This window comes from Paludisphaera mucosa (genome assembly GCF_029589435.1).
GTDB lineage: Bacteria > Planctomycetota > Planctomycetia > Isosphaerales > Isosphaeraceae > Paludisphaera > Paludisphaera mucosa.
The window spans coordinates 2,070,125-2,086,869 of the sequence record NZ_JARRAG010000001.1; the positions used below are offsets into that span (position 1 = coordinate 2,070,125).

18 protein-coding genes are annotated in these 16,745 nt (G+C 69.6%); 5 read left to right on the forward strand and 13 right to left on the reverse strand.

The window, feature by feature from the left end; translation table 11 throughout:
* Positions 1-93: 93 nt before the first annotated feature.
* The gene (gene ispD / locus PZE19_RS08245) at positions 94-879 is read left to right on the forward strand and encodes a 2-C-methyl-D-erythritol 4-phosphate cytidylyltransferase (protein WP_277860106.1); all 786 of its coding nucleotides are present in this window, start codon (positions 94-96) and stop codon (positions 877-879) included.
* Here the strand turns inward: ispD and PZE19_RS08250 are convergent, their stop codons facing one another.
* Together PZE19_RS08250 and PZE19_RS08255 are read right to left on the reverse strand one after the other, a co-directional pair.
* A complete protein-coding gene (locus tag PZE19_RS08250; protein ID WP_277860107.1) occupies positions 880-1,620 on the reverse strand; it encodes a platelet-activating factor acetylhydrolase IB subunit in 741 nt (246 codons plus the stop codon).
* Positions 1,621-1,718: 98 nt separating this feature from the next.
* Positions 1,719-2,390 carry a nitroreductase family protein gene (locus PZE19_RS08255; protein WP_277860108.1) on the reverse strand — a complete coding sequence of 224 codons (672 nt, stop codon included), beginning with the start codon at positions 2,388-2,390 and terminating at the stop codon, positions 1,719-1,721.
* 140 nt (positions 2,391-2,530) lie between these two features.
* On the opposite strand from PZE19_RS08255, the gene PZE19_RS08260 reads away from it, so the two are divergent.
* On the forward strand, positions 2,531-3,148 hold the full coding sequence (locus tag PZE19_RS08260) for a 3-keto-disaccharide hydrolase (protein ID WP_277860109.1): 618 nt from the start codon (positions 2,531-2,533) through the stop codon (positions 3,146-3,148).
* 178 nt (positions 3,149-3,326) lie between these two features.
* Positions 3,327-4,916 (forward strand): amino acid permease, encoded by a 1,590-nt coding sequence (locus PZE19_RS08265; RefSeq protein WP_277860110.1) that lies wholly within the window; start codon positions 3,327-3,329, stop codon positions 4,914-4,916.
* A gap of 328 nt (positions 4,917-5,244) precedes the next feature.
* On the opposite strand, the gene PZE19_RS08270 is transcribed toward PZE19_RS08265, so the two are convergent.
* From PZE19_RS08270 to PZE19_RS08300, 7 genes are all read right to left on the reverse strand, one after another.
* Positions 5,245-7,428 (reverse strand): carbon starvation CstA family protein, encoded by a 2,184-nt coding sequence (locus tag PZE19_RS08270; protein WP_277860111.1) that lies wholly within the window; start codon positions 7,426-7,428, stop codon positions 5,245-5,247.
* Positions 7,428-7,793 (reverse strand): translation initiation factor, encoded by a 366-nt coding sequence (locus PZE19_RS08275; protein ID WP_277860112.1) that lies wholly within the window; start codon positions 7,791-7,793, stop codon positions 7,428-7,430. Before PZE19_RS08275 ends, PZE19_RS08270 begins: the two co-directional genes overlap by 1 nt.
* A 10-nt stretch (positions 7,794-7,803) precedes the next feature.
* On the reverse strand, positions 7,804-8,307 hold the full coding sequence (locus tag PZE19_RS08280; RefSeq protein ID WP_277860113.1) for a DinB family protein: 504 nt from the start codon (positions 8,305-8,307) through the stop codon (positions 7,804-7,806).
* Positions 8,304-8,831, reverse strand: a complete 528-nt coding sequence (locus PZE19_RS08285; RefSeq protein ID WP_277860114.1) for a hypothetical protein — start codon at positions 8,829-8,831, stop codon at positions 8,304-8,306. Before PZE19_RS08285 ends, PZE19_RS08280 begins: the two co-directional genes overlap by 4 nt.
* Positions 8,832-8,882: 51 nt before the next feature.
* Positions 8,883-9,572: a hypothetical protein gene (locus tag PZE19_RS08290; protein WP_277860115.1), complete on the reverse strand. Its 690-nt coding sequence runs from the start codon at positions 9,570-9,572 to the stop codon at positions 8,883-8,885.
* Between the two features lie 37 nt (positions 9,573-9,609).
* Positions 9,610-9,894, reverse strand: coding sequence for a 30S ribosomal protein S20 (rpsT, locus tag PZE19_RS08295; RefSeq protein ID WP_277860116.1), 285 nt, complete (start codon positions 9,892-9,894; stop codon positions 9,610-9,612).
* Positions 9,895-10,022: 128 nt separating this feature from the next.
* Positions 10,023-11,402 (reverse strand): tetratricopeptide repeat protein, encoded by a 1,380-nt coding sequence (locus PZE19_RS08300; RefSeq protein ID WP_277860117.1) that lies wholly within the window; start codon positions 11,400-11,402, stop codon positions 10,023-10,025.
* Positions 11,403-11,560: 158 nt separating this feature from the next.
* On the opposite strand from PZE19_RS08300, the gene PZE19_RS08305 reads away from it, so the two are divergent.
* A complete protein-coding gene (locus PZE19_RS08305; RefSeq protein WP_277860118.1) occupies positions 11,561-12,445 on the forward strand; it encodes an SMP-30/gluconolactonase/LRE family protein in 885 nt (294 codons plus the stop codon).
* Positions 12,446-12,670: 225 nt separating this feature from the next.
* Positions 12,671-12,889: a translation initiation factor IF-1 gene (infA, locus tag PZE19_RS08310; RefSeq protein ID WP_068416465.1), complete on the forward strand. Its 219-nt coding sequence runs from the start codon at positions 12,671-12,673 to the stop codon at positions 12,887-12,889.
* 27 nt (positions 12,890-12,916) lie between these two features.
* Here the strand turns inward: infA and PZE19_RS08315 are convergent, their stop codons facing one another.
* The 4 genes from PZE19_RS08315 to PZE19_RS08330 all read right to left on the reverse strand — a co-directional run bounded on the left by PZE19_RS08315 (position 12,917) and on the right by PZE19_RS08330 (position 16,711).
* Entirely contained in the window at positions 12,917-13,912 is a 996-nt protein-coding gene (locus PZE19_RS08315; RefSeq protein WP_277860119.1) for a hypothetical protein, read from the reverse strand.
* A 23-nt stretch (positions 13,913-13,935) separates the two neighbouring features.
* A complete protein-coding gene (locus tag PZE19_RS08320; RefSeq protein WP_277860120.1) occupies positions 13,936-14,802 on the reverse strand; it encodes a ParA family protein in 867 nt (288 codons plus the stop codon).
* A gap of 363 nt (positions 14,803-15,165) precedes the next feature.
* The gene (locus tag PZE19_RS08325; RefSeq protein ID WP_277860121.1) at positions 15,166-16,119 is read right to left on the reverse strand and encodes a CHAD domain-containing protein; all 954 of its coding nucleotides are present in this window, start codon (positions 16,117-16,119) and stop codon (positions 15,166-15,168) included.
* Between the two features lie 91 nt (positions 16,120-16,210).
* Positions 16,211-16,711, reverse strand: coding sequence for a peptide chain release factor family protein (locus PZE19_RS08330; protein ID WP_277860122.1), 501 nt, complete (start codon positions 16,709-16,711; stop codon positions 16,211-16,213).
* Positions 16,712-16,745 lie beyond the last annotated feature (34 nt).

The window sequence follows — 16,745 nt, forward strand, 5'->3', positions numbered from 1 at the left end:
TTTCGCGGATCGTCCGGGCCCTCGGCGGCGCGACGAAGCGTCCTGCCGACGGGCGTGACCTTTGCGAAGGTCGGGAGCCAGAAGGAGGACGCCATGAGACGATTCGCCGTGATCCTGCCGGCCGCAGGCCGCTCCACCCGCTTCGGGGACGCGAGACGCAAGAAGATCTACACCGACCTGGAGGGCCGCGCCGTCTGGCTGAGGTCGGTCCAGCCGTTCCTCAACAACCACGACGTGGGCCAGATCATCGTCGCCATCGCCGAGGACGATCGCGAGATGTTCGAGAGCCGGTACCGCGACAACGTCGCCTTGCTGGGTATCGACGTGGTCGTCGGCGGCGCCGAGCGGGCCGACACGGTCGCCGCCGCGCTCGCGCACGTGAAGGACTCGTGCGACTTCGTCGCGGTCCACGACGCCGCCCGGCCCTGCCTGACCGCGGCGCAGGTCGTCGCCGTATTCGCCCTCGCCGAGGAGCGCGGGGCGGCGATGCTGGCGGTCCCCGTCGCCGACACGATCAAGCGGGTCGAGGACGGCGTCGTGGTGGAGACCGTCTCGCGGGACGGCCTGTACCTCGCCCAGACGCCCCAGGTGTTCCGCCGCGACTGGCTCGTCGAGGCCTACGAGAAGCGGGATCGAACGGGCAAGGCGGCCACCGACGACGCCCGGCTCGTCGAGGCCCTCGGCCGGCCGATCGCGATCGTCGCCGGATCGGCGTTCAACCTCAAAATCACCACCCAAGACGACCTCAGGCTGGCCCGGGCGGTGCTGGCCGTCCAGGAGGAAGAGAGCTCGGGGTTCCACGAGCATCCCTTCCCCGAGGAGCAGGCGAAGTGGGAGGGCCAGCCGAAGATGAGGCCCTCCGACCTGTTCGAAAGCTGATCAGGGCTTCTCGCCCAGGAGCTTCCGGAGCGTCGGCTCGACGGCCTCGGCCCAAAGCTCGTAGCCCTTGCCGCTCAGGTGCAGATAGTCGGGCATGATCTCTTTCGAGATCGTATCGTCCTTCTCCAGGAACGACTTGCCGATGTCGAGGTAGAAGACCTTCTTGCCGTCGTCGAGCTTGGAGATCCGGGCGTTCACGTCCTGGAGCTTCTTGCGGGTCGCGTCGGGCTTCTGGCCCCTGGGGAAGACGCCCAGCACGAGGATCTTGGACTCCGGCAGCCGGGTCTTCAGCTCGGCGACGATGGCCTCGACCCCGGCCGCGATCTCGTCGGCCGAGCTGGAGGCGGAGTTGTTGGTGCCGATCATCAGCATCACGGCCTTGGGCTTGATGCCGTCGATCTCGCCGTTCTGAATCCGCCAGAGGACGTGCTGGGTCTGATCGCCGCCGATCCCCAGGTTGAGCGCCTTGCGGGGGGCGTAGTGCTTCTTCCAGACGTCGTTCCCGCCCCAGCCTTCGGTGATGGAATCGCCGAGGAAGAGCAGGTCCACGCCCTTCGCCTCGCGGGCCTTCTTGACCTCGCCCAGGTACGTCTCGTGCCGCTGCTTCCACCAGGCGTCGCCCCGGGGCGAAGGCGTGGCGGTGGGGGGGGCCTGGGCCAGGGCCGCCGCGGCGGGAGCGAACAGGAAGGCGCCCGCCAGGACCGCGACGAACCGATGAGCGTCGGACAGCTTGCGATACATCTCGTGACCACCTCAGATTGGGAGGAGAGGGACGACGCCCCGCGGCGCCGTCGCCATGCCAGCCGCATCGTAAACCCGGCCGGGGCGCCGATCCAGGCTCAAGGCGTCCAGGGCCGGCCGAAGTGCTCGGCGTAGCAGACCTCCTCGATCCCGAACCGTCCGGGGAACGGCTTCTCGGACGCCGCGTACCCCAGCGCGACCAGGCAGCAGACCGAATGGTCGTCGGGCACGCCGAACTCGCGCCGCACGGCCTCGGCGTCGAAGCCTTCCATCGGGGCCGAGGCGACCCCCAGCGACTCGGCCGCCAGCATCAGCGTGGCCGCCGCGAGCATCGTCGAGCGGGTCGCCCAGAGGGCCCGGTCGGCGACGTCCCGCAAGCTCGAGGCCGCGCGGCCGCGGATCTCGGCGGCGCGTTCGGGCGTGCAGGCCCCGGCGTCGACCTGCATGGCGAGCATCGCCTCCAGGTGGGTGCGCTCGGGGTGGTGGTAGCCCAGCACCACCACGACGACCGGGGCCTGGCCGACCTTCGGCTGGTTGCGGGCGCAGGCCTGGAGCCGCCGCCGGTTGGCCGCGTCGCGGACGACCAGGAATCGCCAGGGCTGGAGGTTCAGCGACGACGGCGCGAGCGTCGCCAGGCCCAGGATGCGCTCCAGGAGCGCCGGCTCGACCGGCAGGTCCGGGTCGAACAGGGGCGACGCCCGGCGTCGCCGCGCGGCCTCCTCGACGGTGAGCGGGCGGGGGGCGGCGGGGTTCGGATTCGCGTCGGACATGCGGCGGCGGCCTCCTGCGGCGGCGGGCGGCTGACTACTGGCACGCCCCATCCCCCCGTTATAGACTTGCAACTCGAACTCGGGAACCGCCCTCAGGGATTCCCGAGGCCCTTGGGTCGACAACCAGGAGAACGGCAACGATGAAATCGCTCAATTGGACGCGCGGGGCGCTCTGCGCGCTCGCGATGACGGTCGGGACCGCGTCGCAGGCCGAGGAATGGACCCCCCTCTTCGACGGCAAGACCCTCAGCGGGTGGACGGTCGGCGGCGGCGGCGGCGAGACCAAGTGGGAGGTCAAGGACGGCATGATCGTCGGCTCGGGCAAGGCCTCGATGCTCTACAGCCCGAAGAAGTACAAGAACTTCAAGTACCGCGCCGAGGTGAAGATCAACGACAAGGGGAACTCGGGCCTCTACTTCCGGTCGCCGACCAACACCGGCAACTTCGTCGACGGCTACGAGGCCCAGATCGACAGCACCCACTCCGACCCGATCCGCACCGGCTCGCTCTACGGCTTCGTCCACATCTACAAGCGGCTCGTCCCGCCCGACACCTGGTTCACCTACGAGGTCGAGGTCGTCGACAAGGAATGGCGGGGCCGGAAGGCGCCGCACATCACGATCAAGGTCAACGGCGAAGAGTTGTTCATGTTCATGGACTTCGCGAACACCTTCAAGGAAGGCTACTTCGCCTTCCAGCAGCACGACCCGGGCAGCCGCATCGAGATCCGCAAGATCGAGGTCGTCGAACTGCCGTGACGACGCGGGCGTGAATGTTGTATGATCGTCGCGGGACGCGGCTCCCCGGGGCCCCAAGGCCCTCTCCTCTCCCGCCGGGCCCCCCTTTCGGACCGCGTCTCCCCCGCCCGCCGGCCCCTCGCCGGCGGCGCGTCGAACAGCCCCCCAGCCAATCCCTGGATATGAGCGAGAGGACACGATGGCGAATATGTGGGTCCGTAAATCCATCGCCGCGCTGAAGGCGGAGGCGGCGGCCAGCGAAGAGGGCGGCCTGAAACGCACCCTGACGGGCGTGAACCTGATCATGCTCGGCATCGGCGCCGTGATCGGGGCCGGCTTCTTCGGGCTGACGGGCGAGGCCTCGGCCAAGTACGCCGGGCCCGCGATCTCGCTGTCGTTCGTGCTGGGGGGGATCGTCTGCACCTTCGCCGGGCTCTGCTACGCCGAGATGGCCTCGACCGTCCCGGTCGCCGGCTCGGCCTACACCTACGCCTACGCCACGATGGGCGAGTTCATCGCCTGGCTGATCGGCTGGGACCTGATCCTCGAATACATGGTGGGCGCCACGACCGTCGCCATCAACTGGTCGGGCTACGTCGCCAGCTTCCTCCACGATCGCGGCCTCGACCTGCCGCCGCGGTTCCTCTCGTCCCCCGGGACCAAGATGATCGAGGTCCCCGACGACATCGCCGGCCGGCTCCACCTGAGGCACGGCTGGTCGATGCTCGACTCGGTCAAGGACCGGCTGATCGAGGCCGGCGTCGACTTCACGGGCTTCCCCCAGGTCGAGGCCCTGTTCAACGCCCCGGCCATGCTCATCGTGGCCCTGGTCACGGCCCTGCTCGTCGTCGGCGTCCAGGAGTCGGCCAAGGTCAACAACGTCATCGTCTTCATCAAGGTCTCGATCCTGATCCTGCTCATCGTCCTCGGCCTGCCGATGGTCGACACCAAAAACTGGGGCGGCTCCTACATCCAGCCCTCGGTCGGCCCCTGGTACAACTTCGAGTACGGCTGGAGCGGCGTGCTGCGGGCCGCGGGCCTGGTCTTCTTCGCCTACATCGGCTTCGACGCCGTCTCGACGACCGCGCAGGAGGCCAAGAACCCCCAGCGCGACCTGCCCATCGGCATCATCGGCTCGCTGGTGATCTGCACGATCCTCTACTTCCTGGGCTCGATCGTGCTGACCGGCGTCGTGAACTACAAGCAGCTCCACGTGCCCGACCCGGTCGCCGTGGCCACCGACGCCATGAAGATGCCCTGGCTCTCGTTCTACGTGAAGATCGGGGCGATCATGGGGCTCAGCTCGGTGATCCTGGTCATGCTCATGAGCCAGCCCCGCATCTTCTACGCGATGTCGAAGGACGGCCTGCTGCCGGCCTTCGCCGCCAAGATCCACCCTCGGTTCCACACGCCGTACATCACGACGATCATCACCGGCCTGGTCGTCATGACGGCCGCCGCGATCCTGCCCCTGAGCGTCGCCGGCGAGTTGACCTCGATCGGCACCCTCTTCGCCTTCGCCATCGTCTCGGCCGGCACGCTCTACCTGCGGATCACCCAGCCCGACGTCGAGCGGCCGTTCCGCGCCCCGGCCATCTGGTTCACCGCCCCCATGGGCATCCTCACCGCCGTCCTGCTGATGCTCCCCCTGCCCTTCGACACGTGGGTCCGTCTGATCGTCTGGATGGCGATCGGCCTGGTGATCTACTTCGTCTACGGCAAGAGCCACAGCGTGCTGGGCAACAACCCCCAGGACACCCTGGTCGGCGCCGGCGCCGGCGAGGCCTGATCCCGCCCGGGACCGCCTCTCTCGGAACGGGGGAGGCGGTCCTGCCCGGCCGACCGGAGATCGGGTTCGGATTGGGTCCGTGCGCGCCGGACGACCAAGGAAGCCGATCGACGCAATCCGTTACGTTGTTTCGATTTCCATTCGATTTTCGGCGTCAGGATTTGGCTTCGCTCGTCCTATTTTTTTCTCAAAACGGCCTCTCGCCGCCGGTTTGAGAAGTCGCTAGGGCGGCCTCGGCGCGCAGGCCTCCTGTCGAGAGCATGGGCCCGAAACGCGCGTTGGGGAGCGAATTCGGGGGGCGACGCCGCCGTCGCCGACGGCCTGAGCGTCAAGCTTCCGTCCCTTGCAGGACCTTGTCCGCTCCGGTTTCCTCGTCGATGACGGCCGGGCGGGGGGCGAGCCAGCGGGCGACGGCCGTGGCCAGGATGACGGCGACGCAGGCGATGAGCATCGCGGTCAGGCCGATGTTGAGCCAGCCCTTCACGACCTGCCCGGCCTGGATCATCTTCCAGAACTTGCCGGTGATCTCGTAGTAGGCGGCCGTCCCGGTCGTGGCGACGACGAAGGCCATGGGCAGGATGGTCGTCCAGGCGTAGCGGCCCCGTCCGGCGTTGAACAGGCCCGTCGTCACGACGGCCAGGGCGATGACCGCGAGGAGCTGGTTCGCCAGCCCGAACATCGGCCAGATGCTCTCGACCGAGCCGGTGGCGATGAAGTAGCCCCACGCAAACACGACCAGGCCCGTCGCCAGCATCGAGGCCGGCAGCCAGTCGAGGTCGCCCAGCGGCTTCCAGATCCGGCCCAGGATCTCCTGCACCAGGAACCGGGCGATCCGCGTCCCGGCGTCGATCGTCGTCAGGATGAAGAGCGCCTCGAACATGATGGCGAAGTGGTACCAGAACGCCTTGAGCGACCCCAGGCCGGGGAGGGCCTCGGTGAAGATCCGGGCCATGCCGACGGCCAGCGTGACCGCCCCGCCGGTCCGGCCGTGGAGCGACTCCTGCACGTCGCGCTCCATCGCCACCAGCTCGCTCTCGGGCGTGGCGCCGGGCGCGGGGTCGAGGCCGTGGCCGCCGTCCATGTCGAACTCGCCCGCCTTGAGGAACCGCGCGAAGTCGGGGTTGGCGGCGAGGAAGTCGGGCCGCTTGCCCAGGTCGATGTTGATGTCGTAGTACATCGCGCTCGGCAGCGCCGCGGCGGCGATCAGGGCGACGACGCCGACCAGGCCTTCCATCAGCATGGCGCCGTAGCCGATCATCCGGACGTCGGACTCGCGCATGATCATCTTGGGGGTCGTCCCCGACGAGACCAGCGAGTGGAACCCGGAGATCGCCCCGCACATGATGCAGATGAAGACGTACGGGAAGATCGGCCCGTTGAAGTAAGGCCCGCCGCCGTGGGCGAAGAACGAGCTGACCGCCGGGGCCTCCAGCTTGGGATTGGCGATCACCACCCCGCCGACCAGCAGGAAGATGGTGCCGATCTTCAGGAAGCTGGAGAGGTAGTCGCGCGGGCAGAGCAGCAGCCAGACCGGCAGGACCGCGGCCACGAAGCCGTAGACCGCGACCGCGACGACCGTCCAGAACCGCGAGAGCGCGAAGTAAGGCGCGAGCGGCGAGTTCGGGACCAGGCTCCCCAGGCCCGTGACCGCCAGGACCATCACGGCCCCGATCAGCGAGGCCTCGATCACCTTGCCCGGCCGCAGCTTGTACATGTACCAGCCGACGAAGAGGGCGATGGGGATCGTCATGGCGATCGTGAACGTCCCCCACGAGCTTCCCGGCACCAGCCGACGGGCGTTCTCGGGGAGGAGGAACCCCGCCCCCTCGGGCGCGGCGCGCAGGGCCAGGTCGGCCGGCATGGCGAGCTGGAAGGGCTCGTGGAAGTCCATCTCCTGGTCCTCGCCCGCGCCGAAGCGGTACTTCGAGCCGGGGGGGACGTCGTAGACCCGCGGCCCGCCCTGGGCGATCCGCGAGTTGACCTGCGACCCCTCGGGATAGGCGAGGACGGTCCCGGCCTTCATGGCCACCTCCTCGCCGCCGAGCGCCTTGACGACCACGACGCCCAGGCCGGCCAGGGCGATGACGATGATGTAGAGGATGGCGATCGACGCCGCGATCCCCGCCGGCCGGCCGATCTCGGTCCGGGCCAGGCTCGCCAAGCTGCGGCCCCCGCGCTGGGTGGAGAGGGCCAGGACCGTCATGTCCTGCACCGCGCCCGCCAGGCAGACGCCGACGACGATCCAGATGAGTCCCGGCAGGTAGCCGAACTGGATGGCCAGCACGGGCCCGATCAGCGGCCCCGCGCCCGAGATCGCGGCGAAGTGGTGGCCGAAGAGGACCCAGCGGTTGGTGGGCTCGAAGTTCTGGCCGTCCTCGAAGCGATAGGCCGGCGTCGTCCGCGAGTCGTCGAGCGCCGCGACGCGGCCGGCGAGGAACCTGCTGTAGAAGCGGAGGGCGATCGCCAGGACCGCGAGCACCCCGATCATCACCGGCATGGCGTGCAACGTCATCAGCCTGGGCCCTTACGTCGTTTCGTCTTGTAGCCGAACTTCTGGAGGGCTCGCTCGGCCGCGTCGCGGCGGTCGCCCTGGAGCTCGATCCGGCCGTCCTTGTACGTGCCGCCGGTCCCGCAGGCGGTCTTCAGCAGGCTCGTCAGCTCTTCCAAATCATTACCTTCGGGGTCAAGCTCCGACACGAGGGTCACGAGCTTCCCCTTGGGCCGCTTGTCCAGGGCCACGCGGGCCGTCTGGTCCGCGGGCGGGATCCGGACGCGTTCCACGGGCCTGGGCGGGCAGGCGCACTCGGACTCCAGGCGGCCGCAGGTCTCGCAGACGGGCGGGCGGTCCCAGGGGGTCCCGGCGAACAGTCGAGTCACGCGGCGGACCTCACACGATGGGATAGGTATACCGCGGCTGGATCGCGACGCCCAGGTTCGCCCGCTTGCCGTACAGGAATTTCAGGTGGTAGTCGAGGTGGCCGACGTACATAGCGACCAGCTCGGCCAGCGTCACCCGGCCCTTCTCGGTGTGGTTCCCCGCCCGCGCGAAGTCGGCGTCGGTGCAGTTGCGGAGGATGCGCTCGGTCCATCGCCGGTTGGCGGCGAAGAGGGCGACGGCCTGGTCGAGCGGGGCCTCCTGCATGCGGAGCCGGTCGTTCCAGGCGTTCTCGTCGTAGGCGAGCAGCGTGGGCTCGGGCTCGGCGATCACCCGCTTCATCCGGTCGCTGGCGACGGCGTCGCTGTCGGCCAGGTGGGAGACCAGCTCGGCCAGGCTCCACAGCCCGGGGCCGGGGCGGGCCCGGAGGTGCTCCTCGCTCAGGCCGTAGACGGCGTATTCGAGCGTCGAGGGGCCCAGGGCGTAGCGATCGATCAAGTCGGTTGCGGCGCTCATGACTTGGGGGCTCGCTTGGTGTTGGTTTTCCCGTCGGCTTCGGCCGGCGACCGCCGCCAGATGGAAAGCTGGGGATGGCTGTATTCGACGAACCAGATCTCCTCCTCGACCCCGAGTTCCTGCGCGAACCTGCGGGCGACGAGGTGGTTGACGACCTCCAGCGAGACGCCCAGTATGTCGGCCCCGCCTTCGCCCTCGTCGCCGGGGTTGTGGAAGATGAAGCGGATCACGATCACCCGCTCGTCGATCGGCCCCTGCGCCGAGAGGTAGCGGCCGTCCATCTCGTAGATGGAATAGCCGCGGCTGGCCTGGCACAGGGACGTGATCCAGCGGGCCTCGTCGAAGCCCGGCTCCTTGCGGCGGCGGGCGATCGACTGCTTGACGAACGGCACCCGGCGGATCGCCCGCTCGTCGAATAGGTCTTCGAGGACTTCCTGGATCTTGCCGAAGTAGCCGATCTTCTTCGGCAGGATGACCTCGTAGATCCGGGCGGGCTTCGGCCCTTGCAATCGGTAGCTGGCCATGCCCTGCCCTTCGGCGACGGACGACCGGACGGACGCGACGGCCGGCGACGGTCAGCCGTCGGCCGGGATCGGACCGCCCTCGGGTAAGACGACCTTCAAGGGGCAAGGTTCGCAGCGCGGGCCCGAAGGCTTGCAGAAACGGCGGCCGACATCCGACAGCACCCGCGACGCCGCCGCCAGGGCCCCCGGGTCGCGCTCCGCCGCTTCGATCAGGAGGTGCGACGCCTCGTCGTAGTCGACGGTCGGGTCGATCCAGCCGTGGCGGACGAGGATGCGGTAGGTCGCCCGATCCACGGGATACGTCGCCGCGCCGAAGACGTGCAGGGCGATGGCGTCGGCCGTGGCGCGGCCCACGCCGTTGATCGCGGCCAGCTCGTCGGCGTACGTCGAGGGCGGGTCGTCCCCCGGGGCGGGCTCGCGTTCCAGTTCGTCGCGGCGGCCCCGATACCAGTCGGCGACCCGTTGCAGCAGGCGGACGGCCTTGGGGTTCGCCTCGACGCGGGCGTCGCGCAGGGCGTCGACGACCTCGGCGAGGGGCGAGGTCGCCAGCGCCTCGGGGTCGAGCAGGCCCGCCTCGTCGAGCGCGGAAGCCAGCCGATCGCCGCGCCCGGAGGCGAGGCTGCCGGACGCCGCGAACGCGATCAGGGCCTCGAACCGCGAAGGCCCCGGCGGCGGGACGGCCCGGCCGGCGGCGGCCGACGTCCGGGCGATCGTCGGGAAGGCTGCGCTCAGGGAGGGCATCCCGGGGACCTCCGCGACGGTCGCCGATCGGGTCGAATCAGGACGTCTGCTTGGCCTTCTCGAGCGCCGCCTTGTACTCGCGGGCGAGCTTGCTCTTGCGGCGGGCGGCGGTGTTCGGGTGCAGGACCCGGCGGGCGCCCGCCTTGTCGATCTTGGCGACGGCGGCGCGGAACTGGGTCTCGGCCGCGTCGAAGTCCTTCTCGGCGACGGTCGCCAGCGCCTTCCGGGCGGAGGTCTTGACGATCTTCTTGGCGATGCGGTTGTGCAGCCGCTTCTTGGCGCTCTGGCGCAGCCGCTTGGCGGCCGATTTGGTCGTTGGCATGGGTCCCTGGATCTTCCCGCGGGGTGACGAAGCGAAACGAGGCCCGCCCGCGCCGGCGGCCGGCGCCGAGGACGGGCTTCCTGTCAGGTCGGCCTACTCGAAGCGAAACTGTACCATGAACCGCGATTTCAGTTCAAGTTGCGAAGTCGCTGGGCGACGTCGCGGTAGGTGTAGTCGTTGGCGGCCACCTCGTTGTAATGCTCCTCGGCCGCTTCCATGTTGCCCAGCGACTCGTTGACGCGGCCGAGCTGGTAATGGATGGCGTTGAAGCTGGCGGTGTCGCCCTCTTCCATGGCCTTGAGGGCCTCTTGATAGGTCCGCTCGGCCAGCTTGCCGCGGCCGTCGGCCTCGAAGCTCATGCCGGCCTGCAACAGGGCCTGGACCTTCAGGTTCGGGCTCCCCTTGGCGAGCTGGAACTCGCCGATGGCCTCGCCGTGCTTGCCGTCGCGGGCCAGGCAGAGGCCGAGCTGGAAGTGGAGGTTGTGGTCTTCCGGGCTCAGGGCGATCCGGCGGCGGTACTCCTTGATCTCGTAGTCCAGGAGCATCCGCGAGATCTGTTCGAGCTTGGCCTTCGAGGTGACGTCGGTCGGGTCGTCGTCGACGCGCTTGGTCAGGGCTTCCATGGCCCGCTTGAGGCGGGTCGTCTGGACCTCGAAGTAGTTCTGCAAAAGCATGGCGTCCTTGGGGACGGCCTTGAGGCCGGCGCCGAGGATCTTCTCGGCGTGCTCGAACTGGCTGCGCTTGCGGAAGATCTCGGCCAGCTCGATGTACGGCCAGACCGCCTTGGGATCCTTCTGGATCTCCTTGTGCAGGCGCTCCTCCGGCGACATCTTCTCCTGCTTGAGCCGCTCCAGGTCGGCGGCGACGTCGGCGGCGGTGTCCTTCGGGTCTTCCTTCCTGTCGATCTGGTCCTCGTACTTGGCCCGCTTGATCGTGGCGCTGGCGGAGAGGCCGTTGATCTTGCGGTTGGCCTCGTCGTCGTAGGGGTCGATCTTCTTGACGGCCTCCCAGGCGGCGATGGCCTTGGGCCAAGACTCGCACAGCTCGTGGACGTGGGCGGCGTGGCGGTGGAACTCCGCGTCCTTGCCGACCTCGCTCTGGACCGACTCCAGGTACCACTGGGCCAGCGGGAAGAAGTCGAGCCGCTCGGCCGCCTCGGACGCCTCTCGCGCGGCGGTGACGTCCCAGGGGTTGTTGGTGAAGGCCTCCTCGCAGATCTCGAGGGCCGTCGTGTACCTTTCCTTGCCGCGGGCGGAGCGGGCGCGCATGTGGATCGGCTTGTTCGTCATGCCGACGAGCCGGCCGACCTTCGACGGCTCGTTCTGGAACTTGCGCCGCTGGGCGCCGCGCAAGGCCTGCCGGAACGTCAGGTTGTCCGGGGCCAGCTTGCAGGCCTGCTTGTACATGTCGACGGCGTAGTCCAAATTGGACTTGAGCGCGGCGTCGTTGCCGTATTGGAAGAAGGTGCGGGCCTTCGAGAGATCCTGGGGATCCGACTCCGGTGGCATCGAGAGTGCTCCTCACCAAGCCGAGGATACACGGCGGCGGTGGACTTGAAGCTTGAGGATGGTCGTTTCGCCCTTCATTCTACTGGATCGCCGCACGCCCCACCACTGCCAGATGGACCGAGCACGCCCGGAACCGAACCCGAGAGGACCGGAACGACATGGAGATACTCAGGGACGCGGGCCTGTCCGCCCTGATCGCCAGCGACCGCCTCGAAACCCTGGCCGACGGCTTCGAGTTCACCGAAGGGCCGCTCTGGCTCCCCGACGGCTCGATCCTGTTCCAGGACATCAAGGCCGAGCGGACCTACCGCCTGGGCCCCGACCGCAAGGTCCAAGTCCTTCGCGAGCACACGGGCGCGGCCAACGGCCAGACCTTCGCGGCCGACGGCGGGATCGTCTTCTGCGAGCAGACCGGCCGCCGGCTCTCGTGGATGTCGATCCGCAGCCCCGAGCCCGTGGCCCTGGCGCTCGACTGGCAGGGCAAGCGGCTGAACAGCCCGAACGACGTCGTCTGCCGCAGCGACGGCTCGGCCTACTTCACCGACCCGCCCTACGGCGTGAAGCCCGAAGATCGGGAGATCGAATTCCAGGGGGTCTTCCGCTGGACCGCCGACCTCGGCCCCGTGAAGCTGCTCGAAGACTTCGAAAAGCCCAACGGCCTGGCCTTCACGCCCGACGAGCGGACCCTCTACGTCTGCGACACCGGCCGCTACCACGTCCGGGCGTTCCGCGTCCGCGAGGACGGCGACCTCGAGCCCGGGGTGGGCCGGATCTTCGCGACCCTCGACCCCGACCAGGCCGGCGGCCCCGACGGCATCAAGGTCGACCGGGCGGGGCGGGTGTACGTCGCCGTGGCGCTGGGGGTCTGGGTCTTCGAGCCCGACGGCCGCCTGCTGGGCATCCTGGCGACCCCCAAGCGGCCCTCGAACCTCAACTGGTGCGACGCCGACGCCTGCGGCCTCGTCATCACGGCGGTGGACGCCGTCCATTACGTCCGTTTCCACGAACCCGGCCTGCCGCCCGTCTTCCTGCCCCGGGAGTGAGGCCGAATTCGAGGCCGTCGATCGCGGCATGGGTGGGATGATCTGTTCGGCGGGCGTCGCGTCGACTACAATGGTCCGTGCGACGTTCCGCGCCCCCCGCGGAGCGAGGCGACCCCGAGCCGGCCATCCCCGCGAGTCGCCGCCCCCGCCCGTCGAGACTCGTCTGGCCCAGCTGAACACGAATCGCGCCCGCATGGCCGGCGCGATTCGCCGTAGGAGAACCGCGTGGCTAAGGAAGAACCGATCCGTACCGAAGGGCGCATCGTAGAGGCGCTCCCCAACACCCAGTTCATGGTCGAGCTTGAGAACGGCCACAAGGTGCTCGCTCACATCGCGGGCAAGATGCGGAAGAACTTCATCCGGATCGTCCCGGGCGACCGGGTGACCGTCGAGATCTCGCCGTACGACTTCCTCAAGGGCCGCATCGTCTATCGCGAGCGCTGAGACGCGTCGCCGCCCCTTCGGCCGCGTTCAGCGCTCCCGCCACCAGACGCGCGGCCCGATCCCCATCGCCGCGGCCGTCGGCTCGACGTCCCTCCGGAACCGGGAGGCGTCGATCGGATAGCCGGCCGACGGCTTCAGGCCCGGGACGCGACGCGTCCAGAAGGCGTTGAACACGTCCATCCAGCATTCCCGGACGGATTTCGACACGATCGACGCCAGCGCCACGAGCGCATCGTCGGCGTCGGCGCGGGGCGTCAGCCGGAGGTTGACCGAGCGTCCGGGCGCGCGGATCGTGTACTCGCTCAATTCGGGCCCCTCGACGCCGCGGTCGATCCAGGTCCCCGGAAAGGCCGCGAGCAGCGGCTCCAGGTAATAGTGCCGCCCGCCGTGCTTGTCGCCGCGGACGCGCGCCGGGCGGCCGTCCTCGGCTCGCTCCCAGACCGCCTTGAGAAGCCGCTCGAACGCCTCGAAATGGACGCCGGCCTTCGACGCGTGGCGGTCGAGCCCCGCGTTGAACCGCTCGGGGCCGACGACCTCGACGAGCACCTCGGCGACCCGCCACGCGCCCGACGGCGGCGCGAACGGCCGGCAAGCCAGGCGGCCGCACAGACGTTCGACCAGGTCGGCCGCCGCCCAGGGGGTCGGGGGATCTTCGGCCGTGCGCCAGCGGTCGATCTCAGCCTCGGCGGGGTCGCGTTTCGTCAATGAGGCCACGAACTCGGCGGGGTTGGGGTGGAGTTCGTGCCCCGCCGCATCGAGGAGGGCGAGGCACGTCGCGTGCAGCGGCTCGCGGCCCCGGCCTCCCTTGAGGATCGCCTTGGAATCGTCGACCTGGAAACGGTCGCTCGGCCGCCCCGCGCGGCAGACGGTGGCGGCGAGGTCGTCCCAGAGTCGTCGAGGGGGCTCGCGATCGAGCGGATCGGCGCCGTCGCCGAGGTCGCAGGACTCGACGACGACGGCCGTCATGACCAGGGGGCCGAGATTCGGCCCGTAGCCCGCCTCGTCGATCCCCACCCAGCGCATGGCGATCGGCCCTCGGTCGGGGTTCAGGCGGCGGTGGCGTCGGAGTCGGCCGCCGCGGGGGCCTCGTCGCCGTCGGGGTCGGTCTCGGCCCAGAGCGAGGCCGGGGCGCGGCCGAGGACCTCGGCGGCGAGCGACGCGTAGTCCTCGGCGCCGCGGCTGGTCGGGGCATACTGGAAGATCGACTGGCCGAAGCTCGGGCACTCCGCCAGCCGGATGTTGCGGCGGATGCGGGTCTTGTAAAGCTTCGCGTCGGACCAGGGCGAGACGCCCTTCTTCTTGGCCGCGAAGAAGCTCTGCAGGTCCTCGACGACCTCGCCGCCGTGGCGCGTGCCGGCGTCGTACAGGCAGAGGACCACGCCGCCGACTTTCAGCTCGCGGTTGACCCGCTTCGACACCAGGTTCACCGTCTCCAGCAGCTTCGATAAGCCGTGCAGGGCCAGGAAGTGGGCCTGGAGCGGGATCATCACCTCGTTGGCGGCGCAAAGGGCGTTCAGCGTCAGGACGCTGAGCGACGGCGGGCAGTCCATCAGGACGAAGTCGTACTCGTCGGTGTCGGCGGCGAGCTGGTCGCGGAGGATGACCTCGCGGCCGACGGTCCCCAGCAGCTCCAGCTCGGCCCCGGCGAGGTCGATGTGGCTGCCCACGATCGAGAGGTTGGGCGCAACCTGCCGTCGGGCGTCCTGGATGCTCAGGCTCTCCGTCAGGACCTCGTAAAGCGACGGCCCCGACCGGCCCGGCAGCAGGCCGAGGTGGAGGGTGGCGTGGGCCTGGGGGTCGAGGTCGATCACCAGGACCTTGTGGCCCTCCATGGCCAGCGCGGCGGCCAGATTGACCGTCGACGTCGTCTTGCCGACGCCGCCCTTTTGGTTGAGCACCGCGATCCGCCGCATCGTATCTCCCTCCGTGGACTTGATCTGCGCCAGCCGGCCCGGCCGCCGAGGGCCCCGTCCATCCCTGTCGAGTCGACGCCTCGTCGAACCCGCGGGACCCGGCCCGAGCCTTTGGACCGGAGTCTATCCCTTTCGCCCCGAGGCGCTAAGTCGAATCGAGGACCCTCCGACGCCTTCCACACTCGCGGGGGAAGGCAGACCCCGCAGGGGTCGGATGAGGGGGAGGACGAGCAAGAGGGCCGACGGAATTCGCAATACAGCCCTAAGTTACGCCGACGCACGACTCGCTTGTCCTCCCCCTCGTCCGGCCCTCCGGGCCACTTTCCCCGCGAGGGGGGAAGGCCGTCGATCGGGGGCGGCCGCTCAGTCGTGGTTTTCGAGCCGTCCCTGGTTCTTCTTCTTGGCGAGCTTGGGGGCGAGTTCATCGAGGAAGAGGTCGCGGGATTCGTCGGCCGCGCGGCGGAGGCGGGCGAGCAGGCCCTCGACGGACTCGTGGAAGGCCTCGTCCTGGCGGCCCAGGGCCACGAACGTCTCGACCTCGGTGAGCGCGACGACGGCGTCTTGATGTTCGCCGAGGACGTCCTGGATCTTGCGCGCCAGGTTGATGATCCGCCTGGCGCGCTTCTCGGGCTTCGGGCCCAGGGCGGAGGCGACCAGCTCGGTGGTGTAACGCGCCCGCTTGGCCCGCTTGCGGATCTCGTGGAAGGCCACGTCGGGGCTGTCGGCCGCGAGGCCGTCGGCGTCGCTCCGCAGCCGCTTCCACGCTTTCACCACGAGCGGCGGCAGGATCTTGCGGCAGGGCTTGCCGGCCCGCTCGCCGACCGGCGGGTCGTCGGCGGCCTTCTCAAGCTCGGCGAGCAGCTTCTTGAACCGTTCGCCCGTCAGGGTCCGGCGCATCGTCCGGCCCCCCTTCGTCCGCCGCCCTTCCAACCAGTCGAAGAGGGGCTTGAGCGCCAGGCGGTCGGCCTCGGACTCGCCCTTCTCGAAGCGTTCGCGGAGGACGTCCAGGTCGCGGACCTCGCCGATCGCGCCGCCGAGCCATCGCAGCTCGGCCGCCAGGTGGTCGCGCCACTCGGCGTCCAGCAGCTTCCCGAAGGCCTGCAGCTCGCTGCGGAGCCGGCGGGCCGATGTGCGCAGCCGATGCACGCCTTCCGGCTCGCCCCCGCGCGCGGCGGGGTCGGCGATTTGGATCCGCTCGATCGCCGTCCTTAAAGACGCGACGATCGCCTTCGAAGCAGGATCGTCGGGGCCCGTCCGCTCGCGGTCGTCGTCGGGTCGAGGGGCCTCGGGGACGCTGGGATTCGCTGGGGAGCTCATGAGGGTCCAACAAACTGGAGAAGCTGTGCGGCAGTCCGCGTCCCTCACCATACGTCGTCGGTCCACGTCGCCACAAGGCGGCTCCCGCGGCTTAACGCAACGGGTGCAGCCCCCGCAGGCCCCGCCGGGCGTTGACTTCGCCGAGCGCCCGGGGCTCGGCGGCGAGCAGCTTGACGAGCTGGGTCGACGAGCAGCCGAGGGCCGCGGCGGCCTCCTTCACATCGTCGTCGCGGCCGGCCAGGACGTCGAGGGCCTCGGCCAGGAGCGCGGGGAAGTCGTCGTGCTCGGGGCTGACGACGATCCGCCCTCCCCGCAGGCGGGACGCCCAGCGCGGGCTCGGCGCGGTCGCGGCGGGCGTGCGGATCTCCAGCGCCAGCCGGAGTCGGAGCCGGAAGAGGGCCTCGCGGCGGTTCTCGCCCTGGGAACGGCGCTCGGAGGCCTCGGCCACGGTCCCGGTCGGCCGGTGGGTCAGGATGACGGCCGTCTCGACCTTGTTGCGGTTCTGCCCGCCGGGCCCCGAGCGCCGGGTCGTCCGGAAGTCGCACTCGGCGGCGAGCCGGTCGGGGTCGAGAGCCGCGGGATGGCCGCTCATGTCGGAGGTTGCTCCCGAAGGTCCAATTCAGATC